At 71.5% G+C, this 21,877-nt stretch carries 19 protein-coding genes; 13 read left to right on the plus strand and 6 right to left on the minus strand.

Annotated elements, in window-relative coordinates; translation table 11 throughout:
• Positions 1-20: 20 nt before the first annotated feature.
• From ACFVYR_RS01995 to ACFVYR_RS02005, 3 genes are all read right to left on the minus strand, one after another.
• Positions 21-1,052, minus strand: a complete 1,032-nt coding sequence (locus tag ACFVYR_RS01995) for a LacI family DNA-binding transcriptional regulator (protein ID WP_384247627.1) — start codon at positions 1,050-1,052, stop codon at positions 21-23.
• Positions 1,053-1,334: 282 nt separating this feature from the next.
• On the minus strand, positions 1,335-1,541 hold the full coding sequence (locus ACFVYR_RS02000; RefSeq protein ID WP_384247629.1) for a hypothetical protein: 207 nt from the start codon (positions 1,539-1,541) through the stop codon (positions 1,335-1,337).
• 177 nt (positions 1,542-1,718) lie between these two features.
• Positions 1,719-2,717, minus strand: coding sequence for a multicopper oxidase domain-containing protein (locus ACFVYR_RS02005; RefSeq protein WP_384248003.1), 999 nt, complete (start codon positions 2,715-2,717; stop codon positions 1,719-1,721).
• A 213-nt stretch (positions 2,718-2,930) separates the two neighbouring features.
• Here ACFVYR_RS02005 and ACFVYR_RS02010 point away from each other — a divergent pair, with 213 nt between their 5' ends.
• Positions 2,931-5,456 (plus strand): ThuA domain-containing protein, encoded by a 2,526-nt coding sequence (locus ACFVYR_RS02010; RefSeq protein ID WP_384247631.1) that lies wholly within the window; start codon positions 2,931-2,933, stop codon positions 5,454-5,456.
• On the plus strand, positions 5,453-7,672 hold the full coding sequence (locus ACFVYR_RS02015) for an OmpL47-type beta-barrel domain-containing protein (protein WP_384247632.1): 2,220 nt from the start codon (positions 5,453-5,455) through the stop codon (positions 7,670-7,672). The genes ACFVYR_RS02010 and ACFVYR_RS02015 overlap by 4 nt, the downstream gene beginning before the upstream one ends.
• Positions 7,673-7,720: 48 nt before the next feature.
• Here ACFVYR_RS02015 and ligD read toward each other — a convergent pair whose 3' ends face one another.
• Positions 7,721-8,752 carry a non-homologous end-joining DNA ligase gene (gene ligD, locus ACFVYR_RS02020; RefSeq protein ID WP_384247634.1) on the minus strand — a complete coding sequence of 344 codons (1,032 nt, stop codon included), beginning with the start codon at positions 8,750-8,752 and terminating at the stop codon, positions 7,721-7,723.
• Between the two features lie 74 nt (positions 8,753-8,826).
• Between ligD and ACFVYR_RS02025 the strand changes: the two genes are divergently transcribed.
• The 3 genes from ACFVYR_RS02025 to ACFVYR_RS02035 all read left to right on the plus strand — a co-directional run bounded on the left by ACFVYR_RS02025 (position 8,827) and on the right by ACFVYR_RS02035 (position 12,985).
• Positions 8,827-9,897: an ATP-dependent DNA ligase gene (locus ACFVYR_RS02025; RefSeq protein WP_384247635.1), complete on the plus strand. Its 1,071-nt coding sequence runs from the start codon at positions 8,827-8,829 to the stop codon at positions 9,895-9,897.
• Between the two features lie 259 nt (positions 9,898-10,156).
• Entirely contained in the window at positions 10,157-11,995 is a 1,839-nt protein-coding gene (locus ACFVYR_RS02030; RefSeq protein WP_384247637.1) for an FAD-dependent oxidoreductase, read from the plus strand.
• Between the two features lie 39 nt (positions 11,996-12,034).
• The gene (locus tag ACFVYR_RS02035) at positions 12,035-12,985 is read left to right on the plus strand and encodes a DUF3048 domain-containing protein (protein ID WP_384247639.1); all 951 of its coding nucleotides are present in this window, start codon (positions 12,035-12,037) and stop codon (positions 12,983-12,985) included.
• Between the two features lie 6 nt (positions 12,986-12,991).
• On the opposite strand, the gene ACFVYR_RS02040 is transcribed toward ACFVYR_RS02035, so the two are convergent.
• Positions 12,992-13,480: a MarR family winged helix-turn-helix transcriptional regulator gene (locus ACFVYR_RS02040; protein ID WP_384247640.1), complete on the minus strand. Its 489-nt coding sequence runs from the start codon at positions 13,478-13,480 to the stop codon at positions 12,992-12,994.
• 251 nt (positions 13,481-13,731) lie between these two features.
• On the opposite strand from ACFVYR_RS02040, the gene ACFVYR_RS02045 reads away from it, so the two are divergent.
• The 6 genes from ACFVYR_RS02045 to pcaD all read left to right on the plus strand — a co-directional run bounded on the left by ACFVYR_RS02045 (position 13,732) and on the right by pcaD (position 19,216).
• The gene (locus ACFVYR_RS02045; RefSeq protein ID WP_384247642.1) at positions 13,732-14,538 is read left to right on the plus strand and encodes a CoA transferase subunit A; all 807 of its coding nucleotides are present in this window, start codon (positions 13,732-13,734) and stop codon (positions 14,536-14,538) included.
• Positions 14,538-15,185 carry a CoA transferase subunit B gene (locus tag ACFVYR_RS02050; protein WP_384247644.1) on the plus strand — a complete coding sequence of 216 codons (648 nt, stop codon included), beginning with the start codon at positions 14,538-14,540 and terminating at the stop codon, positions 15,183-15,185. Before ACFVYR_RS02045 ends, ACFVYR_RS02050 begins: the two co-directional genes overlap by 1 nt.
• Before the next feature lie 125 nt (positions 15,186-15,310).
• Entirely contained in the window at positions 15,311-16,069 is a 759-nt protein-coding gene (gene pcaH, locus ACFVYR_RS02055) for a protocatechuate 3,4-dioxygenase subunit beta (RefSeq protein ID WP_384248005.1), read from the plus strand.
• Entirely contained in the window at positions 16,066-16,680 is a 615-nt protein-coding gene (pcaG, locus tag ACFVYR_RS02060) for a protocatechuate 3,4-dioxygenase subunit alpha (RefSeq protein WP_384247646.1), read from the plus strand. The genes pcaH and pcaG overlap by 4 nt, the downstream gene beginning before the upstream one ends.
• The gene (pcaB, locus tag ACFVYR_RS02065) at positions 16,677-18,047 is read left to right on the plus strand and encodes a 3-carboxy-cis,cis-muconate cycloisomerase (RefSeq protein WP_384247647.1); all 1,371 of its coding nucleotides are present in this window, start codon (positions 16,677-16,679) and stop codon (positions 18,045-18,047) included. The genes pcaG and pcaB overlap by 4 nt, the downstream gene beginning before the upstream one ends.
• Positions 18,044-19,216 carry a 3-oxoadipate enol-lactonase gene (pcaD, locus tag ACFVYR_RS02070; RefSeq protein WP_384247648.1) on the plus strand — a complete coding sequence of 391 codons (1,173 nt, stop codon included), beginning with the start codon at positions 18,044-18,046 and terminating at the stop codon, positions 19,214-19,216. The genes pcaB and pcaD overlap by 4 nt, the downstream gene beginning before the upstream one ends.
• On the opposite strand, the gene ACFVYR_RS02075 is transcribed toward pcaD, so the two are convergent.
• A complete protein-coding gene (locus ACFVYR_RS02075; RefSeq protein ID WP_384247650.1) occupies positions 19,194-19,952 on the minus strand; it encodes a type 1 glutamine amidotransferase in 759 nt (252 codons plus the stop codon). The two genes, pcaD and ACFVYR_RS02075, sit on opposite strands and share 23 nt — an antisense overlap.
• Before the next feature lie 169 nt (positions 19,953-20,121).
• On the opposite strand from ACFVYR_RS02075, the gene ACFVYR_RS02080 reads away from it, so the two are divergent.
• Together ACFVYR_RS02080 and ACFVYR_RS02085 are read left to right on the plus strand one after the other, a co-directional pair.
• The gene (locus ACFVYR_RS02080; protein WP_384247651.1) at positions 20,122-21,078 is read left to right on the plus strand and encodes an ATP-binding cassette domain-containing protein; all 957 of its coding nucleotides are present in this window, start codon (positions 20,122-20,124) and stop codon (positions 21,076-21,078) included.
• Positions 21,075-21,869, plus strand: coding sequence for an ABC transporter permease (locus tag ACFVYR_RS02085; RefSeq protein ID WP_384247652.1), 795 nt, complete (start codon positions 21,075-21,077; stop codon positions 21,867-21,869). Before ACFVYR_RS02080 ends, ACFVYR_RS02085 begins: the two co-directional genes overlap by 4 nt.
• Positions 21,870-21,877 lie beyond the last annotated feature (8 nt).

Below are 21,877 nucleotides of genomic sequence, written 5' to 3' on the forward strand. Positions count from 1 at the left end.
GCTCCCCCGGCCACGTCACGTCACGCCGAGGCCCTGCGCACCAGCGACGTCGGCAGGACCACACCGGCAGGCTCGGCGGCGGGCGCCCCGCCCGCCCTGCCCCGCAGAAGCATCCGGGCCATCAACCGCCCCATCTCCTCGATGTCCTGACGGACCGAGGTCAGCGGCGGATCGGTCTGCTCGGCCACCGGCAGCATGTCGTCGAAGCCGACCACCGCCACATCGTCCGGCACCCTCCTGCCCCGCTCGCGCAGCACCCGCAGGGCGCCGGACGCGGTCAGGTCGTTGGCGGCGAAGACCGCGTCCAACTCCGGTACGCGATCCAGGAGTTCCCGCATCGCGCGTTCGCCGCCCGCCGGGGTGAAGTCGCCCTCGGCGATCAGCCGCGGATCCACGTCGGCCAGCACGTCGCGGAATCCGTCGAGCCGGTCGACCGCCGAGGTCTGGTCGAGGGCGCCGGTGATGTGCGCGATGCGCTCGCGGCCGAGACCGACCAGGTGGCGCACTGCCTCGCGCGCACCCCCGCGGTTGTCGCAGTCCACGTACGGCGCGCTCGGCCCTTCCGTGCTCCCCTGCGGCCAGCCGGGGCGTCCGCCGAACACGGTCGGCACCCCCGCGCGCCGGATGATGCCGGGCAGCGGGTCGTCGAGGTGCAGCGAGAAGACGAGGGCGCCGTCGACATGGCCGCCCGCGAGATACCGGCCGACCCGCTCGTGATCGTCCCGCCCCTCGGTGAGCAGCAGCACCAGCTGAATGTCCTGTGATGTCAATTCCTTGCTGATGCCGCGCAGTTGGAGGCCGAAGAAGGGGTCGGCGAACACGCGCGTCTCGGGCTCGGCGATCACCACGGCGACCGCGTCGTGGCGCCGGGTCACAAGGCTGCGGGCGGCGCGATTGGGTACGTAGCCCAGTTCGTCGACCGCGTGCCGCACCTTCTCCGCGAGTACCTCCCGCACCCCGGGGTCGCCGTTGACTACACGGGAGACGGTGGCCCTGGAGACCCCGGCACGTGCGGCCACGGCCTCCAGCGTGGGGCGCGGTTCCTCGGTCACCTTCGGTCACTCCTCCCTGACGGTGTCAGGAGGCATCCTCCCGTATCACCTCCGGGGCGTGCCGACGAGGGGCGGACAGCGGGTACCCAGTCGGCGCCGAGCGCCCGCGGGGCCCTGGACCACCTGGTGGCGCGCGAGCGGGCCGCGACACCGCACACACCACAACGGCCTTCCCGGTGATCTCTCGTACTCCACGACGGAGTCGAGGATCACCGGGAAGGCCGCCCGTACTCCGCGATCACTCCGAGGTGACCCGGACGTACCGGAAGGTCCGCCGGACGATCAGCGGTTCGGCGGCGAGACCCAGCCCTTCTTCACCAACTGGTCGCAGTGCCACCTGCCGTGGGACGGGGACTCGCCCTTCTTCTTGGTGGCGGCCAGGCAGTCCGCGTAGGGGAAGGGCGGCCCGGACTTGGAGACGGCGGCGGCGCTCGCCATCGGAGCGGCCAGGCCGATGGCCACGACGGCCGTGGCCAGGGCGATGCTCATTCGACGCACAGAAGTTCACCTCTTGCTCAATACGGGACGTTTCGTGAACAGCAACGAGCCTGCCCGCCCTACGGCACGCACGGCGCCGAGACACCCCGCGAGCATCACCCAACGGGACGAACGACGCCGGCGAACGAGGCCGCGGAACAAGTTCGGGAACGCCTCGGAGCCAGGCTCTCAGTGGTGGCCGTGCTTCCCCGCGCCCTCCTTCGACGCGGCCGCACGGTGCGGCTCGTAGTCCGGAATCGTGCCGTCCGCCTTCTTCACCAGGAAGAGGCCCGCCATGCCCATGTCCGAGTGGCTCTGCACATGGCAGTGGTACATCCAGGCTCCGGCCCCCACGCCCTCGCCCGCGATGACCTGGAAGCCGAAGGAGTCGCCGGGACCCGTGATCTTGTCGTCGAGGATCTGGCTCGGGTCGTCGGGGCCGGTGAGCAGGCCCGTACGGTTGTCCGCCCAGCGGTGACCGTGTACGTGGAACGTGTGGTAGTACTCGCCGTGGGTGATCGAGACGAACTCCACCCGCTCGCCCACCGTGGCCTCGAAGGCAGGGCTGTCGTGGCCCGCCCTGTTGTTGATCGTCATGTCGTTGAAGACGATCGTGAAGGTCTTGTCCGGCAGCAGGTCGCCCTTGCGCCGCACGATCAGCGGCCCGTAGAGCCCCTTGCGCACCCCGCCGGTGCCGTGATCGGTGCCGACCACGTGGTCGTGGTAGTGCCAGTAGCCGGCCGTGCCGGGGCGCCACGTGCCGTCCTTGCGGCGGCCCGGGGCGTGCGTGCGCCAGGTGTACGTGCGCTTGCCGCCCGGCTCGACGTGGCTGCCGGTGTGCCGCGTGCCGTCGCTGGAGATCTCGTAGTCCATGCCGTGGACGTGCAGGCTGGCGTCCACGTCCATGGTGTTCTCGAACTCGATGTGCAGGGTGTCGCCCTCGTTCAGCTCGATGAGCGGCCCGGGTATGGAGGCCTTGCCCTTCTCCAGGCCGTACCCCATCTGCCCGTCGGGGAGCTTCTCCGCGTACATCTTGATGCGCTTGACCTCGCCGCCCGCGGGCGCGGTCCGCGGCGCCCCCTCGGCGGTGCTCGCGTCCGGCGCGCCCGCGACCGACAACGATGTCACCCCCGCTGCCGCCGCCGCGCCGCCCACAAGCATCCGCCGGTTGAAACTCCGCCTGTCCACGTTCCGTCGTGCCATGACGAACCCCCGCTGCGGTAGGGAGACTGACGGGGCGTCGAAGGCCCCGGGGACGGCCACACGGTATCGGCCGGATCTTTGTTTATCCACACTCAGGACAAAGTTGGTGCTATCGCGGTGATACCTATTGGCGAGTTGCGAAAAGAGGTCTAGCTTCGTCGGCGCTGTTGCTGTGACCGACGAGGGGTGGGTGTACTCATGCGGCTCATACCGCATCAAGGGCCCTTGACCGTACGAGGGTTGAGCAGAACGCGACCGGGACCGAACCGTTCGCGGCGGGCCTGGGCCGCCGCGCTGGCCTCGGGAGCCCTGGTCACCGGGGCGCTCTCCGCGCAGGCCGCGTCCGCGCAGCCCTACCCGGAACCGCCGTTGACAACGATGTCCCTTCCCTCGCCGCCCGGCGGGGCCAACGTGAAGGTGCTGGTCTTCCACGGTTCGGCGGCGGGCGGCGACGAGTCCCCCGTCGTCGACGCCGGCATCGAGGCCATCGAGAAGATCGGCCAATCCGGCCCGGCAGCGCAGCGATTCACCATTGAGGCGACGGACGACCCGGCCGTCTTCACCAACGAGCGCAAGCTCGGCAAGTTCAACGCCGTGGCGTTCCTGACCGGCGGCGGCGACATCCTCGACCCCGAGCAGGAGGCGGGTCTTGAGGCCTATATGGAGGCCGGCGGCGGCTTCCTCGGCATCCACGACGCGGCCCGCGCCGAGCCGTACTCGAACTGGTTCACCGGACTCGTCGGCGCCCGGCCGTCGGACGCGGGACCGACGAACGTGCAGCGGGCGACCGTCGAGGTGGGCGACCGGGAGAATCCGGCCACCAAGGACCTGCCGCTCCAGTGGAAGCGCCCCGACCGGTGGCTGAACTGGACGAAGAACCCCTCCGGCGACGTGCACACGGTCGCCCGCGTACGGGAGTCGACGTACCAGCCCGGCACCGGCAAGAACGGCGCGGACCACCCGGTGTCCTGGTGCCGCGACTACGACGGCGGCCGCTCCTTCTACACGGGCATGGGCGGCACCGCGGCCTCCTACGACGAGGCGGACTTCCGCAGCCATCTGCGGGGCGCCCTGCTCTGGACCACCCGCCTCGCGCGCGCCGACTGCAAGGCGACGATCAACGCCAACTACAAGGCGGAGCGCCTCACCCAGCCCAACCAGCCGGGCAGGAACGACCAGATCGGCGAGCCGCACGGGCTGGTCACCGCGCCCGACGGCAAGGTCCTCTACATCGGCCGCGGCGGCGCCGACTCCTCGCAGCCGGTCGTCACCGACTGGAACAGTCCGGACGTCGGCAAGGGCACGGGCGAGATCCACGTCTACGACCCGAAGACCAAGAAGTCGACGCTCGCGGGCGCGCTGACCGTCTTCGGCAACAAGGGCGGCGGCGATGAGCTGACCAAGGTCGAGGAGGGCCTGCTCGGCATCGAGCTCGACCCGAAGTTCGAGCAGAACGGCTGGGTGTACCTGCACTACACGCCGCACTCCAGGATCAACCGCGAGACGCACATGGCCGAGCGCTACGTCTCCCGCTTCACGCTCGACCGGAGCACGGACAAGCTGGCCATGGACAGCGAGAAGGTGCTGCTCAAGTGGCCGGTGCAGATCCACAGTTGCTGCCACGCGGGCGGCGGGATGGCCTGGGACTCCAAGAACAACCTGTACATCGCGACCGGTGACAACAACTCCTCCGGATTCAGCGACGGCTACTCGGGCAACAACCCGCAGCCGAACTTCAAGGGCGTCTCCTTCGCCGACGCGCGCCGTACCGCGGGCAACACCAACAACCTCAACGGCAAGATCCTGCGCATCCACCCCGAGCCCGACGGGACGTACACGCTCCCCGAAGGGAACCTCTTCACCGGCAAGGAGCAGGACGAGGGCGGCGGCAAGACGCGCGGCGAGATCTACGTGATGGGCGTCAGGAACCCGGCGCGCATCAGCATCGACAAGAAGACGGACACGCTGTACGCGGGCTGGGTCGGCCCGGACGCCGGTGCGCCGTCGACGACCTGGGGCCCGGCGAAGTACGACACGTTCGCCGCGATCACCCACGCCTCCAACCGCGGCTGGCCGTACTGCATGGGCAACAACCAGCCCTACCGCGACCGCAATCTGCCGGACCCGACGAAGCCGCTCGGCTGGTACGACTGCGAGAACCTCAAGAACGAGTCGCCCAACAACGACGGCCTGGTGAACATCCCGCCGGCCGAGCCGAACAACATCTGGTACTCGCCGCAGGGCGGCGGCGTCGACTACCCGCGCGACGCGAAGGGCGTGCCGAGCTACAGGACGGAGGAGCAGAAGATCCTCCTGCCGTGGCTCAAGGGCGGCGGCCAGGCGACCATGAACGGCCCGGTCTACCGCTACGACGCGGCCAACGCCGGCGTCGACAAGTGGCCCTCGTACTGGGACGGCAAGTGGTTCGTCGGTGACTTCTACGACGCCGACCAGCCGCGGCACGCGGTGCTCATGGACCCGAAGACGGCCGGCAGCGGCGGCCTGCCCGTGCACGCCGAATCGCTGAAGAAGATCATTCCGATCGGCAACGACGGCATCAAGAACCTCATGGACTGGAAGTTCGCGCCGGACGGCTCGCTGTACGTCCTCGACTACGGCAGGGGCTTCTTCACCTCGGACGCCAAGTCGGCGCTGTGGCGCGTGACGTACAAGGGCGGCGCGGCGACCCCGGCCGCCGACGACCTGGCGAGGAAGGCGGGATGATGCGTTCCCACACGACGAGGTCCCGGCGCGGGCGGAGACTGTACACAGCGCTGTTCGCCTCGCTCCTGATGGTGCTCGGCCTGACGTCGACGGCGGCCGTGGCGCGCCCCGACGACACCGCTCCGGCCGCGGCGCAGACCCTCACCTGGTCCGCCGACAACGACATCGCCAAGTACCGGTCGGCGCCCACCACGGCGGTGGCGGGCCCGGCGACGATCGTCTTCGAGAACAGCGAGGCGACCGGCAACACGACGGGCATGCCGCACACGCTGACGTTCGACACCTCCGACCCGGAGTACAACAACGACGTCACGCTGAACATCCTGGCCAACCCCAATGACGACCAGGGCGGCAAGCACACCGCCGAGGTGACACTCACCCCGGGCCGCTACCGCTACCACTGCACCATCCCCGGCCACGGCTCGATGCAGGGAATCCTGGTCGTGACCGCGGGCGGCGGCCAGGACACCACGGCTCCGGAGGCCTCGGCGAAGGTCGAGGGATCCACCAACTCCGATGGCGCGTACGTCGGTTCGGCGGCGGTCGCGGTGACCGCGACGGACGAGGGCTCGGGCGTCGACAGGATCGAGTACGCCCTCGGGGCGGACGGCGCCTGGCAGCCGTACACCGCGCCGGTCGTCGTCGACCGGGTCGGCACGCACAAGGTCCGCTACCGGGCCACCGACAGGGCGGGCAACGTCTCGGCGGAGAAGTCCGTGGACTTCACGGTCGTCGCGCCGCCGACGGACGACAGGACGCCGCCGGAGACGTCCGCCACGGTGACCGGTGAGAAGAACGACCAGGGTCAGTACGTCGGGATGGCGACGGTCACGGTGACCGCGTCGGACACCGGTTCCGGCGTCAACAAGATCGAGTACGCGATCGGCGACGGCGCCTGGACCGCGTACACCGCGCCGGTCATGGTGCACGAGACGGGCGCCCACAAGGTCCGCTACCGCGCCGCCGACAAGGCCGGCAACCAGGCGGCCGAGAAGTCCGTCGAGTTCACGGTGGTCGCACCGCCCGTGCAGGACAAGACACCTCCGGAGACCTCGGCGAAGGTCGAGGGCGAAAGGAACTCGGACGGCGCCTACCTCGGCAGGGCCAAGGTGACGGTCACCGCCACGGACGCCGACTCGGGCGTCGACAAGGTGGAGTACTCACTCGACGGCGGCCCCTACCTCGCGTACGGGGCGCCGGTCGTCGTCGACCGCGCGGGGCGCCACAGCGTGGCGTACCGGGCGAGCGACAAGGCGGGCAACACCGCCGGGGCCAGGACGGTCTCCTTCACCGTCACCGACGGGGGCGGCGTGCCCGCGCCCAACTGCCCCGAGTTCGACGAACGGCTGACGGTCTTCGTGGGAACGGTCGACACCGGCATCCCGAACCGGGTCACCAACAACCGTTGCCGGGTCGGCGAGCTGATCGAGGACGAGAAGGAGTGGACGTCGCAGGCGCTCTTCCTCAAGCACGTCAAGAGCGTGACGGACAAGCTCCTCAGGGCGGGTGAGATCGACCAGCGCGAGTACAACAAGATCAACCGCGCCGCCAAGCAGTCCGGCATCGGCAAGCCCGGCCAGACGGAGGGCTACCGCAAGATCTTCGACGGCACCCAGGCCTCCCTGAACAAGTGGGAGCAGGTCGGCGGCGGCAAGTTCGGCCTGAACCCCGACGGCTCGATCACCAGCAGCACCACCGTCGAGGGCATGGGCATGCTCTGGTACCCGCAGCGCAAGTACGGCGACTTCTCGCTGAAGCTCCAGTGGCGGGACAACGCGCCGGGCAACGGCAACGCCAACGGCGGTGTGTTCGTGCGCTTCCCGCAGGTCCACGACCACCCGGAGGAATCGCGTCCGGAGTGGGTCGCCATCAAGTACGGGCACGAGATCCAGGCGCTCGACAAGCCTGACGGCGACATGTACAAGACGGGGTCGGTCTACGGCTTCGACCGGGTGGGTTTCGCCGGCGCGGGCGTCACCCCGAAGGGCACCTGGAACGACTACGAGATCCGCGTGGTGGACCAGCACTACTCGGTCTACCGCAACGGCACCCTGATCAACGAGTTCGACAACACGGGCGGCCAGGTCTTCACGCCCCCGCGCGCCGACGACCCGGGCACGGACGGGCGGCGGTACTCGTCCGGCTACCTCGGGCTCCAGGTGCACGGGGTCACCGATGTGATCTCGTACCGGGACGTGCGGATCAAGGAGCTGTAGGGGATCTCTGGTCCAGTCCCCGGGCCGGGCCGGGCGGAGCGCACCGGGTCAGTCCCCGCGCTTCGCCCGGCTCGGCTGTACCCGCTTCGGCTCGCCCGGCATCTTCGGGTACTCCGGGGGGTACGGCAGGTCGCCGAGCCCATGGTCCTTCTCGTCCTTGGTGGCCAGTTCGAGGAGTGCCTCCAGGGAGTACGCCCGTTCGTCCATGGCCGCGTGGACGTCGCCGACCTCGGCGAAGCGGGTCGGCATGGTCGCGAGGTCGAAGTCCTCCGGGGCCGCGTCGTCCACCTCGTCCCAGCGCAGCGGTGCCGATACGGGGGCGTGCGGGCGGGCGCGTACCGAGTAGGCGGAGGCGATCGTGCGGTCCCGGGCGGTCTGGTTGTAGTCCACGAAGATCTTGGCACCGCGCTCCTCCTTCCACCACGCCGTGGTGACCGCGTCCGGCATCCGCCGTTCGAGCTCCCGCCCGCAGGCGATCGCGGCCCGCCGCACCTGGGTGAAGGTCCAGCGCGGCTCGATGGGCACGAAGACGTGCAGGCCACGGCCGCCGGAGGTCTTGGGCCAGCCCACCAGGCCGCCGAACTCGTCCAGTACGGCACGGAGTTCGTGCGCGGCCCGCACCGCGTCCGCGTAGTCCGTGCCGGGCTGCGGGTCGAGGTCGATGCGGAGCTCGTCGGGGTGGTCGAGGTCGTCGCGCCGCACCGGCCAGGGGTGAAAGGTGAGGGTGTTGTACTGGGCGGCCCAGATGACGGCGGCCAGCTCCGTGGGGCACATCTCGTCGGCGGTGCGGCCACTAGGGAAGACGATGGTGGCGGTGGGGATCCAGTCGGGATGGTTCTTCGGGACGCGCTTCTGGTAGAAGAACTCACCGGCCGCCCCGTCCGGATAGCGCTGCAGCGTGGTGGGGCGGTTCCTGAGCGCGCGCAGGATGCCGGGTCCGACGGCCACGAAGTACTGGGCGAGGTCCAGCTTGGTGAACCCCCGCTCGGGAAAGACGACCCGGTCCGGACTGGAGAGCCGCACCTCCCGCTCCCCCGTGTCGATCTGCACGGCCGCGCTCTTGCCGTTGGCTGCACCCATGCGAGCCAGGCTAGGCGGGTCGGGCATTTGCCGCACACCGGGCGATACGCCGCAGCACGGAGCAGAATCGAGCCATGGACCTGCCGGTGATGCCGCCCGTGAAGCCCATGCTCGCCAAGCCCGTGGCGAAGATTCCGCCGGGCATGCAGTACGAGGCGAAGTGGGACGGGTTCCGCGCGATCGTCTTCCGCGACGGCGAGGAGGTCGAGATCGGCAGCCGCACCGGGAAGCCGCTGACCCGCTATTTTCCCGAGCTGGTGACGGCCCTGCGGGAGCGTCTGCCCAAGCGGTGCGTGGTGGACGGTGAGATCGTGATCGTCCGGGACGGGCACCTCGACTTCGACGCGCTCACCGAGCGGATCCATCCCGCCGCTTCCCGGGTGACGACGCTGGCCGACCGCACGCCCGCCTCGTTCGTGGCGTTCGACCTCCTCGCCCTCGCGGACGAGGCGCTGCTCGACGTCGGCCTGGCCGACCGGCGCGCCCTCCTCGTACAGGCGCTTTCCGGCGTCACGCCACCCGTCCATCTGGCACCGGCGACCACGGACCCCGAGACGGCGCAGGTGTGGTTCGAGCAGTTCGAGGGGGCGGGACTCGACGGTGTCATCGCCAAGCCGCTGGACCTGCGCTACCGCCAGAACGAACGCCTGATGTTCAAGATCAAGCATGAGCGCACCGCGGACTGCGTGGTCGCGGGCTACCGCTTCCACAAGAGCGGCCCCGTCGTCGGTTCGCTGCTGCTCGGCCTGTACGACGACGAGGGCGCCCTGCAGCACGTGGGCGTGTGCGCGGCGTTCTCGATGAAGCGTCGCGCCGAACTCGTCGACGAGCTGGAGCCGCTGCGGATGGAGTCCGCGGCCGGGCACCCGTGGGCCGCCTGGACGGACGAGACGGCCCACGAGACGGCCCGCATGCCCGGCGCCCCGAGCCGCTGGTCGGGCAAGAAGGACCTCTCCTGGATGCCGTTGCGCCCGGAGCGGGTCTGCGAGGTGGCGTACGACCATATGGAGGGCGGGCGCCGCTTCCGGCACACGGCCGCGTTTCGCCGGTGGCGCGACGACCGGACCCCGGAGAGCTGCACGTACGCCCAGCTGGAGCAACCGGTCCGCAACCCTCTGGCGGACGTGTTCGGGTCCGGTGGCTGAGCGGCGTACCCGGGGGCTCGATGCCGGGGCCGGTGGCTGAGCTACCCGGGGCCTCGGTTTCGGCGGGTGAGCGGCGGGCGTGGGACGTCCGCACCTTCGCCTCGCGCACCCCTGGCTCCCACACACGCCCCGCCCGCCCCCGCAAGCACCGCAATCGCGCCAATGTTCGGCCGGGCCCCCGCGCACCTTCCACCCCACCGGCCGTCACCGTAGGCTCCTGCGCCTGACACGTCAGTTACCGACGGTAATGGGGGCGGACATGGGGCGGGACATGGGGCGGCGGGGCACGGAGCTCGGGGAAGCCGAGGGAAGTACGCGGCGGCGGTTCGTCGCGGGGGCCGCGGCGGTCGGCGGGGCGGCGGCGCTGGGAGCGGGGGCGCTGGGAGCGGGGGCGCTGCCCGCCGCGGCGGCCGTACCGGGCGCAGCGGACGCGCCGCGGGCGAAGCCCTCCGTCGCGGTGCTCGGCGGCGGTGTCGCGGGGCTGACCGCCGCCCATGAACTGGCCGAGCGCGGCTTCGCCGTCACCGTCTACGAACGCCGGGCGCTCGGCGGCAAGGCCCGCAGCATGGACGTACCGGACAGCGCGAGAGGCGGCAGGAAGCCGCTGCCCGGCGAGCACGGCTTCCGCTTCATCCCGGGCATCTACCACAACCTCCCGGACACGATGCGCCGCATTCCCTTCCCCGGGAACGCCAACGGCGTCTGGGACAACCTCGTCGCCCCGCGCGAGATGATGTTCGCCCGCACCGGCCGCGAGGACATCAGGATGCCGATCCCCTGGCCGGGCAGCGAGCCGGAGAAGCTCACGCTCGACGACATCCGGCGGGCGCTCGCCGCGCTGCTCGACACCGCGTTCAACCTGCCGGCCCACGAGGCCGCGTACTTCGTCAACCGCGCCCTGGTCTTCCTCACCAGCTGTGACGAGCGCCGCGAGGACGACTGGGAGTCGACGCCCTGGTGGGAGTTCACCCGCGCCGCGAAGATGTCCAAGGACTACCAGCGCATCCTCGTCATCGGCGTGACCCGGAACATCGTGGCGACGAAGGCCGAGGAGGCCAGCACCCGCACCGTCGGCACGCTCGGCGAGGCCTTCGTCCTCAACGCGCTCGGCCAGGGCGCGGACGGCCCGCCCGACCGCATCCTCAACGCACCGACCAACGAGGCGTGGATCGATCCGTGGGTATCCCATCTCCGTGCGCTGGGCGTGGAGTTCCGGATCGGCTGGAGCGTGCGGGAGCTGGGCTTCGACGGTGGCCGCATCACCAAGACCGTCATCGAGGACCCCGAGGGCGTACGGCGCGACATCACCGCCGACCATTACGTCCAGGCCATGCCGGTGGAGCACGCGCGCCGTACGTGGAGCGCTCAACTGAAGGCAGCCGACCCGCAGTTGGCGCGCTGCGACAAGCTGGAGACGGACTGGATGACGGGCATCCAGTTCTACCTGGCGGAGCGTCCGGCGGTCGTGAAGGGCCACTTCAACCTCATCGACTCGCCCTGGTCGCTCACCGGCATCGCGCAGGCCGGACACTGGCCCGAGCGTGACTTCCCGGCCGACTACGGCGACGGCGTCGCGGTCGACTGCCTGTCGGTGGACATCTCCGAGTGGGACAAGCCGGGGATCCTGTACGGCAAGACCGCCAAGCAGTGCACCCGCGACGAGGTCGCCAAGGAAGTGTGGGCACAGCTCAAGGCCGCCCTCAACGACACCGGGAAGACGGTCCTGAGCGACAGCAAACTGCACTCGTGGTTCCTCGACCCGGGTGTGGACGGGCTCGGCACGCCGCACCCCACCAACGAGGACCAGCTGCTCATCCACCCCGTCGGCACGTTCCACAACCGCCCGTCGGCCGCCACGAAGATCCCGAACCTCTTCCTCGCCGGTGACTACGTCTCCGTGGACATCGACCTCGCGACGATGGAGGGCGCCAACGCCGCCGCCCGCCAGGCGGTCAACGCTCTCCTTGAGCGGGCCGGTTCGGGCCAGAAGCCGTGCACGGTGACGCCGTTGTACCGGGTCCCGGAGCTGGAGATCCTCAAGCGCCACGACCGCACCCGCTACCGGCTCGGCCTGCGGAACGCCCTCGATCTCGGCTGACGCGGCCACGACCCCGCGCAAATGGGGTAGGACTCCCGCATGAGACGGCGGACACGGACGCGGACACGTACACGGGCGGCCGGGGCGGCGGTGGCGATCGCCGTCGCCGCCCTCGTGTCCGGCTGCACGATTGAGCCCTCCGGGGCGGACGGAGACACGCCGGGGCCGGGGAGAGGCGGCGTACTCGCCGTGAAGATCGACAACGTGGGCCCGGCCCGGCCGCAGACCGGCATCGACGCGGCGGACGTCGTGTACGTCGAGCAGGTGGAGGCGGGGCTCAGCCGTCTGATGGCGGTGTTCGCGTCCCGGCTGCCGGCCGCCGTCGGTCCCGTACGCAGTGCGCGCGAGACGGATCTCGAACTCCTGCGCCAGTTCGACGACCGGCCCACGCTCGCGTTCTCCGGGGCCCAGTCCAAGCTCCTTCCGCTGATCGCGGGCGCTCCGGTGCGGGCGCTGCCGCCCGGCAAGGCGCCCGGCGACGCCTACTACCGGGGCAGCGGGCGGGTCGCGCCGCACAACCTCTTCGTACGCCCGGACGCCTTGAAGGCCACCCCGCGCGCGGGCGCTCTGGAGAGCACCGGCTTCCGGTTCGGGCCGCGCCCGGACGGCGGCACACCGCAGACCCGGCGGACGGTCCGCTTCCCCGCGGCCCGCTTCACCTTCGACTGGGTGGAGTACGAGGGGCGTTGGCGCGTCGCGATGGACGGGCGGGCGGCACGGACGTCCGACGGCAAGGCCCTCGGGCCGTCGACGGTCGTCGTGCAGTACGTGAAGGTGCGGCCGTCCCGCTTCCACGACCGTGCGGGCAGCGTCTCGCCGTTCACCGAGACGGTCGGCGAGGGCGATGTGAGCGTGCTGCGCGACGGGCGCGCCTACAAGGGCCGGTGGAGGCGCCCGTCGGCCGAGAGCGGCACCGATTTCACGACGGCCGACGGCAAGCCGCTGCCGTTCGCGAAGGGGCAGGTGTGGGTCGTGTACGCGAAGGGGTGAGCCGCGTCAGTCCACGACGGCCGCTGTGGTCGCCGCGGTCGCCTCGACCGGTTCCACGGGGTTGCGCAGATCCTCCGCGGCGTCCGCGACCCGCTGGATCAGTTCGAGGAAGACGGACCGCTCCTCGGCGGAGAGCGGCGCGAGGAGGACCTGGTTCATCCGGGCGGTCCGCACGGTCAGCCTGCGGTGCGTGCGCAGGCCGTCGTCGGTGAGGCGCAGCAGGAAGCGGCGGCCGTCCCGCGGGTCGCGGACCTTGTCGAGCAGTCCGCGGCGGATCAGCCGGGCGACGACCTCCGCGATGGTGGACCGGTCGAGGCCCACCCGCTGCCCCACGGTGCGCTGGTCGAGGCCGGGTTCGGCGACCAGGGCGTTGAGGACGGCGTACTGCGGCGAAGTGATCTCCTCGGACACCATCGCGTTCCACAGGAGGTGGTGCGCCTGCTGCAGCCGCCGGGCCAGATGCCCGGGGTGAGTGGCGAGGTCCACCGCGGCCATGAGTTCCTCCGCTCCGCCGGATTGGGTCCCCGACTGATTTCGCAGGTGCCCGGTCCGCAGCTGCTCGGTCGTCGGACACAGTAGTCGGTGTAGTCGGTGTAGTCGGGGTAGTCGGGGTAGTCGGTGCACTGAACAGTACGCGTCCGGAACTCCGCACTATGCGGGTCTTGTCAGGTAGTTGGGCGTGCTCCTATCCTCGCCGGGATAGTCAGTGCCCTGATTAATCGGCGGGGCGAGAGGGGGGCACACGGATGGACAAGGTGGTGGCCACGGCTGCCGACGCGGTGGCCGACGTACGGGACGGCGCGTCGGTGGCGGTCGGCGGCTTCGGCCTGAGCGGCGTGCCGAACGAACTGATACGGGCGCTGCACCGGGCCGGGGTCTCGGGCCTGGAGGTCGTGTCCAACAACTGCGGGGCGATGGACTCGGGCCTCGCGGTACTCCTGGCGGCGGGCCGCATCGCCCGCGTGACGGGCTCCTACATCGGCGCCAACAAGGAGTTCGCGCGGCAGTACCTGGGCGGCGAACTGGAGGTCGAGATGATTCCGCAGGGCACGCTCGCCGAGCGGCTGCGGGCGGGCGGCACGGGCATCCCCGCGTTCTACACCCCCGCCGGGGTCGGCACGCAGGTCGCCGAGGGCGGGATCCCCTGGCGCTACGACGGTGAGGGCGGGGTCGCCGTCGCGTCCCCGGCCAAGGAGGTACGGGAGTTCGACGGCATCCCGTACGTCCTGGAGCGCGGTATCCGTACCGACTACGCCCTGGTGCGCGCGGCCCGCGGCGACCGGCACGGGAACCTCGTGTTCGCCAAGTCCGCCCGCAACTTCAACCCGCTCGCGGCGATGGCCGGACGCGTGACCGTCGCGGAGGTGGAGGAGCTGGTGGAGCCGGGTGCGATCGAACCGGACGCGGTGCATCTGCCGGGGATCTTCGTGCAGCGGGTGGTGGCGCTCACCCCTGAGCAGGCCGCCGACAAGGGCATCGAACGGCGCACCGTCTCGACGCCTGCTCCAGTTCCTCCTGCCCCTGCGACGGCGACCGGGACGGTGGCACGCTGATGGCCTGGACCCGGGAGGAGATGGCCGCCCGCGCCGCGCGCGAACTCCGGGACGGACAGTACGTGAACCTCGGCATCGGGCTGCCCACACTGATCCCCAACCACCTGCCACCGGGCGTGGAAGTGGTCCTCGAGTCCGAGAACGGCATCCTCGGCGTGGGCCCCTACCCCACCGAGGCGGATGTCGACCCGGATCTGATCAACGCGGGCAAGGAGACGGTGACCGTGCTGCCCGGTGCCTCCTTCTTCGACTCGGCGCTCTCCTTCGGGATGATCCGGGGCGGTCACATCGACGTCGCCGTACTGGGCGCGATGCAGGTCTCCGCGCGCGGGGACCTCGCCAACTGGGCGATCCCCGGCAAGATGATCACCGGTATCGGCGGGGCGATGGACCTCGTGCACGGCGCGCGGACGGTCGTCGTCGTCATGACGCACACCGCCAAGGACGGCACACCGAAGATCGTCGAGGAGTGCGCGTTGCCGCTCACCGGCAAGGGATGCGTGGACCGGATCATCACCGACCTGGGTGTGCTCGACGTGACGGGCGACGGTCTTGAGCTCGTCGAGTCGGCGCCGGGTGTCTCCGCCGAGGAGATCACCGCCAGAACCGCGGCCGAAGTCCGCGTCACCACGGGCTTCGCACCCTGAACCCGCGCCCCAACGTGAAGAGCCGAGGAGGCCCGAGAATGTCCCTCCCCACCGACACCGACACCGACCCCGTCACCGACACCGACACCACCGAACCGCTGCCCGCCGGATTCAGCCAGGACGCGATGGACGCCGAGATCGCCAAGGCACAGGCGAAGGCGAAGGCCCAAGCGCGGGCACAGGCCGTGGCGGGCGGCTCGCACCATCCGCCCCGCGACTACCCGCCCTACCGCAGCAGCCATCTGCGCCACCCCAAGCGGCCGCTGATCCCGCTGCGCGACCCGGAGGCCGTGGAGCTGAGCGGGCCCGCGTTCGGCGTCACCGATGTGGGCCCGTTGGACAGCGATCTGACGCGGCAGCACCCGGGGGAGCCGCTCGGCGAGCGCATCACCGTGAGCGGCCGGGTCCTGGACCGCAGAGGGCGGCCCGTGCGCGGCCAGCTGGTCGAGTTGTGGCAGGCCAACGCCTCGGGCCGGTACGCGCACCAGGTGGACCGGCACCCCGCGCCGCTCGACCCGAACTTCACGGGCTTCGGGCGCTGCCTCACCGACGACGACGGCGCGTACTCCTTCACCACCATCAAGCCGGGCGCCTACCCATGGCTCAACCACGTCAACGCGTGGCGGCCCGCGCACCTGCACTTCTCACTCTTCGGCACGGCGTTCGCACAACGCCTGGTGACCCAGATGTACTTCCCCGGGGACCCCCTCTTCCCGTACGACCCGGTGCTGCGCTCGGTGACCGACGAGTCGGCCAGGCAGCGCCTCGTCTGCGCCTACGACCACACCCTGTCCGTTCCCGAGTGGTCGCTCGGCCACCGCTGGGACATCGTCCTGGACGGCCCGTCCGCGACGCTCTTCGAGGAGGCCGAACCGCGCCGATGACGCACACCCCGACACCACCGCACCCCAGGGCCGCCCCCTCCACGGCGTCGTACGCCCCCACGCCCTCCCAGACCGTCGGCCCGTTCTACGGGTACGCGCTGCCCTTCCCGCGCGGCGGCGAGGTGGCGCCCGTCGGGGACCCGGACACGATCACTCTGCACGGGTACGTGCTGGACGGCGCAGGTCAGCCCGTGCCCGACGCCCTGATCGAGACGTGGCAGCCCGCGCCGGACTGTTCGCGCACGGGCGCGCCCGGGTCCCTGCGACATGATCCCGTCACGGGACGCGTCGTGGGGCGTGACGGCGTCGCGTTCACCGGGTTCGGCCGGGTCCCGACCGACGCGGACGGCCACTGGGCCCTACGGACGCTGCCGCCGGGCGGCGTCTCGTACGTCTCGATCGCCGTCTTCGCGCGTGGTCTGCTTCATCATCTGTACACGCGCGCGTACCTGGTGGACGAGCCCGGCGACGCGCTGCTCGCCTCGTTGGACGAGGAGCGGCGCGCGACGCTCGTCGCCCGGAGCGAGGCGCCGCGCACGTACCGGTTCGACATCCGACTGCAAGGGGCCGGCGAGACGGTCTTCCTGGAATTTCCGCCGGAGGCCCCGTGAGCGGCCTGCTCTCCCCGGGCTGGGCGGGCTCCCCCGCCGCCGACGCGACGTCGGACACCGCGTTCCTCGAAGCCCTGCTGGCCGCCGAGGCCGCGCTGACCCGTGCGCAGGCCGCCGTGGGACTGGCGCCCCGGCACGCCGCGACGGCGGTGACGGCGGCCGCGGCGGACCTCGGCCGGTACGACGCGCGGGACATCGCGCTCCGCGCGCGGGAGGGCGGAAATCCGGTGATCCCGCTGGTGGCGGAGTTGACGGCGGCCGTACCGGCCGAGGCGGCGCCGTACGTCCACCGTGGCGCGACGAGTCAGGACATCCTGGATACGGCGCTGATGCTGGTGTCCGTGCGGACGCTGGAGCTGATCCTCGCCGACCTGGGGCGCACGGAGCGGGCGTTGGCCCGCCTCGCCCGCGACCACCGGGACACGGTGATGCCGGGCCGCACGCTGACACAGCACGCGGTGCCGACGACGTTCGGCCTGAAGGCGGCGGGGTGGCGGTCGCTGGTCCTCGACGCGCGGGACCGGGTGGCGGCCGTGCGCGGCGGGCTGCCCGTGCAACTGGGGGGCGCGGCCGGGACGTTGGCTTCGTTCGGGGTGTACGGGGAGGGAGGGTGCACGGGTGAGGGGCCGGTGCCGGACGCCGCGGGAGCCCTCGTCTCCGCCTTCGCTCGCGAACTGGCTCTGCAGGCGCCTCCATTGCCCTGGCACACGCTCCGCACCCCGGTCACCGACCTCGGCTCCGCCCTCGCCTTCACCGTCGGCGCCCTCGGCAAGACCGCGGCCGATGTGCTCGTCCTCTCCCGCACCGAGATCGCGGAGGTCTCCGAGGGCTCGGGCGGGGGCTCGTCCGCCATGCCGCACAAGGCCAATCCCGTGCGCGCGACGCTCATCGCCGCCGCCGCGCGCCGCGCGCCCGCCCTCGCGGCGATCCTGTACGGCTCGCTGGCCGCCGAGGACGAGCGGCCCGCCGGTGCCTGGCACGCCGAATGGGAGCCGCTGCGCGACCTGCTGCGGCTGGCGGGCGGCGCGGCCCGGGACGCGGCCGAGCTCGCCGAGGGCCTGCGTGTGCATCCGGAGGTGATGCGTGAACACCTGGGACTGACCGGCGGGTTGATCGTCTCCGAGCGGCTGGCCGCCGAGCTCGCGCCACCGCTCGGCCGTGCCCGCGCCAAGGAGCTGCTGACCCGGGCGGCCCGCCGGACTCACGCCGAGGGCCGGACGCTCGCGGAGGCCCTCAAAGAACTCCTCGCCGACGAGCCGGGCTTGGAGAACGTCGATCCCACCGAGATGACCGACCGCCTCACCGACCCCACCCAGTACACCGGTTACGCCGGTGTCCTGACCGACCGCGCGCTGGAGCGACCTTGACCACCGCACCGAGCGGCAGGCTGCCGCACCACACCGTCGAGGGCGCCACCACCGCTCCCCCGCTCCTCCTCGGCCCGTCCCTGGGCGCCTCCCTGTCCCTGTGGGACGCCGTCGTGCCCGAACTGCGCGGCGCCCACCGCGTCGTGCGCTGGGACCTCCCCGGCCACGGCGGCTCCCCCGCCGACCTGATCGGCCCCGGCGCGACCGTCGCCGAACTGGCGGACCTCGTCCTGACCCTCGCCGACTCACTCGACATCGACCGCTTCGCGTACGCCGGGGTCTCGCTCGGCGGCGCCGTGGGCCTGGAGTTGGCGGCCCGGCATCCCGAGCGGCTTGCGAGCCTCGCCGTGGTCTGCTCCTCGGCCCACTTCGGCGGCGCCGGACCGTGGCGGGAGCGGGCCGCGCTGGTGCGCCGCGAGGGTCTGGCGGGGCTCGCGGAGTCGGCTCCGCAGCGCTGGTTCACGCCCGGTTTCACGGTGCCCGCGCTGGTCGCGGACCACCGGGCGGTCGATCCCGGGGCGTACGCCGCGTGCTGCGACGCCCTGGCCGCGTACGACATGCGGGACGTGCTGGCGTCGATCGAGGTGCCGACGCTGGTCGTCGCCGGGCGCGAGGACCCGGCGACACCGCCCGCCCACGCGCGGGAGATCGTCGACGCCGTGCCGGGCGCGGCCCTCGTGGAGCTGGCGGGCGCCTCCCACCTGGCGCCCGCCGAACGCCCCGAGGCCGTGGCGACCGCGCTGCGCTCCCACTTCGCCGACGACGCACCGAGGAGCGGCACGGCCGTGCGGCGTGCGGTGCTCGGGGACGCCCATGTCGACCGCGCCCAGGCGAACACGACGGCGTTCACGGCGCGCTTCCAGGAGTTCATCTCCCGCTACGCGTGGGGCGAGATCTGGACCGACCCCACGCTGGCACGCCGCGAACGCAGCATGATCACGATGACCGCACTGGTCGCCCACGGCCACCTCGACGAACTCGCCCTGCACGTCCGCGCCGCCCGCAGGATCGGGCTCACGCCGCAGGAGATCGGCGCGGTTCTGCTGCAGACGGCGGTGTACTGCGGGGTGCCCGCGGCCAACTCGGCGTTCGCGGTGGCGCAGCGGGTGCTGGCGGAGGAGGCCGACGACGGTGCAGAGACGGACTCTAAAGCCCGGCGCGTTCCATGAAGAGGGACCGCAGGTGTGCCAGGCCGCGTTCGGCCAGGGGGCGCAGTGCCGGGGCGACGGTGCGGGCGTCGGCGCGCAGGCGGGCCTCGGCTCCGGGGCCGAGGGCCTCGGCCGCCTCCGTGGCGAAGGACGGCTCGGCGAGCCAGTCGTCCAGGAGCTCCGGGGTGACCTCCAGGTGGAACTGGAGGCCCCAGGCCACCGGTCCGGCCCGGAAGGCCTGGCACTCGGTCGTGGCGGTGCGGGCGAGCACACGGGCCCCTTCGGCGGGCACGATGCGGTCGCCGTGCCAGTGGAGCACCGCGGGAGAGTCGGCCAGCGGGCCGACGACGGGATCGTCCCGGTCCACGTCGTGCAGCGGGGCCCAGCCGATCTCACCGGCGCGGCCGAGCTCGGCGCCCGTGCGGACGGCCAGGCCCTGGGCGCGGGCGAGCAGTTGGGCACCGAGACACACGCCCAGCGTCGGAACGCCGGCCCGCAGCGCGTCGGCCAGGAGGTCCCGCTCCAGCTTGAGCGCCGGGTGGCCCGCCAGGTCGTCGGCGTTCATGGGGCCGCCCATCACGACGAGGCCCGCCAGCTCCGAGACGGGCGGCAGGGCGTCCGCACAGGCATCCGGAGCGGGAGCGTCGAGCAGATTCCGTACGTCGACGTGGAGACCGCTGCCGTCCAGCGCGTCCAGGATCAGGCCGGGCTTCTCGACCTCGACGTGCTGGAGGATCAGGACGGTGCGCGCGGGCATGGCGAGGTCTCCTCGGCGGAACAATGGGGCGTCGATACCCTAACGCACCAGGTCAGAGGGGTGAAAAGGGCCTTGGACGGCGCGGCTGCCCCGGAACTGCGGGCGGTGCGGGCCCGCGCGGCCCCGGCAGTTGACCCTGACGCAGGGACAACCTCCCAGCATGGTCGGCATGACGACGAGAACCCATGCGATCGAGGTCACGGGAGTGCGCAAGTCGTACGGTGACCACACGGTGGTCGCCGAAGTCGACCTGACCGTCCCCACCGGCACCGTCTACGCCCTGCTCGGACCCAACGGGGCCGGCAAGACCACGACAGTCCGGATCCTGTCCACCTTGCTGCCCGCGGACGCCGGTGAGGCCCGGGTCGCCGGGTACGACACACGCCGCGAGGCAGACCGGGTGCGGGCGTCGATCGGTGTGACCGGGCAGTTCTCCTCCGTGGACGGGTTGCTGACCGGGCGGGAGAACCTGCGGCTGATGGCCGACCTCGGCCATCTCGACCGGCGCCGCGCGAAGGATGTGACGGAGCGGTTGCTGGAGCGGTTCCGCCTGGCCGATGCCGCCGACCGACGTGCGGCCACGTACTCCGGCGGCATGAAGCGGCGCCTTGACCTGGCCATGACCCTCGTCGGCGGGCCACGGCTGATCTTCCTCGACGAACCGACCACCGGCCTCGACCCGCGCAGCCGCCGCGACCTGTGGGACATCGTGCGGGAGTTGGTGGCCGACGGGGTGACCGTCTTCCTCACCACCCAGTACCTGGAGGAGGCCGACCAGCTCGCCGACCGGATCGGCGTCCTCGACGGGGGCCGACTGGTCGCCGAGGGCACCGCCGCCGAGCTGAAGCGGCTGGTCCCCGGCGGCCATGTCGAGCTGCACGCCGCCGACGGCGCACGTCTTGCCGAGCTGGCGCACCGGTTCCCCGGGGCGGACATGAACGCCGCGGCACTCACCCTGACCCTGCCGCACGACGGCAGCCTCACCACGCTGCGAAGGCTGTTGGCCGGGATCGACGACGACGCGGTCACCGGGCTCGCCGTGCACACCCCGGACCTGGACGACGTGTTCCTGGCCCTCACCGACCGCTCCACCGTCGAGGGCTCTCCCGAGGAGGTACCGGCATGAACACCGCGACGTACGCCGTCCGCGACTCGGCGACCATGCTGCGCCGCAACCTGAAACACATGGCCCGGTACCCGTCGCAGACGCTGATGCTGATCGGCCTGCCGCTGCTGTTCCTGCTGCTGTTCGTCTACGTCTTCGGCGCCACCATGGGCGCCGGTCTGTCCGGGGCTCCGGCGGGCGACCGCGGCGACTACCTGGTGTTCATCACTCCCGGGATCCTGGTGATGGCGGTGGCGAGCGTGTCCGTCAGCACCGCGGTCTCGGTCGCCACCAACATGACGGGCGGGATCATCGACCGGTTCCGGACCATGGCCATCGCCAAGGTCTCGGTGCTCACCGGCCATGTGCTGGGCGCGATGGTCCAGACGGCGCTGGCCCTCGCGGCGGTCTTCGGTGTGGCGTTTCCGCTCGGTCTGGAGAGCGCCGCATCCCCGGCGCAGTGGCTGGGCCTGATCGGCCTGCTCGCGCTGCTGTCGTTCGCCATGACCTGGTTCACCGTGGCACTGGGGCTGGTCAGCCCGAATCCGGAGGCCGCGAGCAACTGGCCGATGATCTTCATCATGCTGCCGTTCGTGGGCAGCGGGTTCGTGCCGGTCGAGTCGATGCCGACCGGGCTGCGGTGGTTCGCCGAGTACCAGCCGTTCACGCCGGTCATGAACGCTTTCCGCGCTCTGCTTGCCGGGGCGCCCGACGGTTCGGACGTGCTCCGGGCCATCGGCTGGTGCGCGGTGATCGGGCTGACCGGCTACTTCTGGTCGCGAAGGCTCTACCGGACCCGCGGCGCGCACTAGAGGAGCCG

It is taken from the genome of Streptomyces sp. NPDC058284, from assembly GCF_042881135.1.
Taxonomy (GTDB): domain Bacteria; phylum Actinomycetota; class Actinomycetes; order Streptomycetales; family Streptomycetaceae; genus Streptomyces.